Origin of the sequence: Xanthomonas sp. GPE 39 (genome assembly GCF_000963005.1) — a bacterium.
GTDB lineage: Bacteria > Pseudomonadota > Gammaproteobacteria > Xanthomonadales > Xanthomonadaceae > Xanthomonas_A.
Genome location: NZ_JZHZ01000007.1, coordinates 135,458 through 137,505 on the forward strand (window position 1 = coordinate 135,458; position 2,048 = coordinate 137,505).

Annotated in this window: 1 protein-coding gene; it reads left to right on the forward strand. The window is 66.1% G+C overall.

What is annotated here, in order from left to right; all coding sequences use genetic code 11:
* The coding region (locus XALGPE39_RS00415; protein ID WP_161795309.1) for a condensation domain-containing protein at positions 1-2,048 on the forward strand (2,048 nt) is incomplete at both ends.

The following is a 2,048-nucleotide window of genomic DNA, read 5'->3' on the forward strand; positions in this document are numbered from 1 at the left end:
CGGCCGCCACGACAGCTTCTTCGCCCTCGGTGGGCACTCGCTGCTGGGGGTGCGCCTGATCTCGCGCATTCGCAGCACGCTGGGATTGGAACTGCCGCTGGCGACGCTGTTCGCGCAACCACGTCTGCGCGAGTTGGCTCAAGCTCTGGACAACACGGCCACCAGCACTCTGCCCGCCATCGTGCCGGCAGATCGTCATGCGCCGCTACCGCTGTCCTTCGCGCAGCAACGGCTGTGGTTCTTAAACCAACTCGACGAACGCGCTGGACTGGCCTATCTGATGCACGGTGGCGTGGACCTGCACGGCGTGCTGGATGTGCCCGCACTGCAACAGGCACTGGATCGCATCGTTGCCCGGCATGAAGTGCTACGCACCTGCTTCGTCACCAGCGACGATGGCGTCACCCAGGTGATCGCGCCGGCCGATGCCGGCTTCGCGCTGACCTGCATCGATTTACGCCACACCGCCGATGCCGAGGTCGCCGCGCACGCCTATGCCGAACAGGCAGCCCGCACGCCCTTCGATCTGAGCCGTGGTCCGTTGATCCGTGGCTGCCTGATGCAGCTCGCCGAGCAGCAACACCGTCTGCTGATCAGCATGCACCACAGCATCTCCGATGGCTGGTCCATTGGGATCTTGATTCGCGAACTTGGCGCGCTGTACACCGCCTTCGTGCAAGGCCAGCCGGATCCGCTGCCGCCCCTGCCGATCCAATACGCCGACTACAGCCTGTGGCAACGCCGCTGGCTCGATGGGCCGCTGCTGCAACGGCAACTCGCGTTCTGGCGTGCACATCTGCATGGCGCGCCGGCGCTGCTGGAACTGCCCACCGACCACCCGCGTCCGCCGTTGCAGGACTATCGCGGCGACAGTGTCGAGTTCGCCATCGATGGTGAACTCACCGCCGCATTGCGCGCGGTGAGCCAGCGTCACGGCACCACTGTGTTCATGACCGTGTTGGCCGGCTGGGCGGTGCTGTTGTCGCGGCTGTCCAGTCAAGACCAGGTCGTGATCGGCGCGCCTGTCGCCAACCGCACGCGCAGCGAACTCGAAGGATTGATCGGCTTCTTCGTCAACGCCCAGGCGCTGCGCATCGACCTGCGCGGCGCGCCCAGCGTCACCGATCTGTTGACGCAGGTGCGTGCCACCGCACTGGCCGCGCAGGATCATCAAGACGTGCCGTTCGAACAGGTGATCGAGGCGCTCAATCCCGAGCGGAGTCTGTCCGCGCAGCCGGTGTTCCAGGTCGTGCTCACCTGGCAGAACGTCCCCGATGCCGAGTTGGTGCTGCCCGATATGCGCTTGCAGCCCATCCCCGCACAGGGCGGCGATGCCAAGTTCGATCTGGAGTTCTCGCTGCACGAACAGCACGAGCGCATCGTCGGCAGCCTGGGGTATGCCACGGCGTTGTTCGAGCGCAGCACCATCGAACGCCATCTGGCCCAGTTCGTGACCCTGTTGCAGGGCATGGTCGCCGACGACCACGCCCGTGTCGCGCACTTGCCGCTGTTGCCTGCCGACGAACGCGCGCAATTGCAAACTTTCAACGCCACCGCCAGCGACCTGGATGGCAGCGGCTATCTGCATCGCGCGATCGAAGCACAGGCGCAGCACATGCCCGACGCCATCGCCTTGGTGGACGATGGCGTTGAACTGCGCTACGCCGACCTCGACACTCGCGCCAACCAACTCGCCCATCATCTGATCGGGCTGGGCGTCGTGCCGGAATGCGTGGTCGCGGCGTGCCTGCCGCGTGGCATCGATCTGCTCGTCGCGCTGTTGGCCGTGCTCAAGGCCGGCGGCGCTTACCTGCCGCTGGATCGCGACGTCCCATCGGCGCGCCTGCACGCCATGCTCGCCGATGCGCGGCCCAGTGTGCTGCTCGCCCATCGCGACACGGCTGCGTCGCTGACACAGCGCGACGGCATGCACACCGTGCTGCTGGACGCCGAGCAAGCAGCGTGGGCCAACACCCCCACGCATGCACCGGTCGTTGCGAGCTTGCATCCACAACATCCGGCCTACGTCATCTACACCTCCGGCTCCA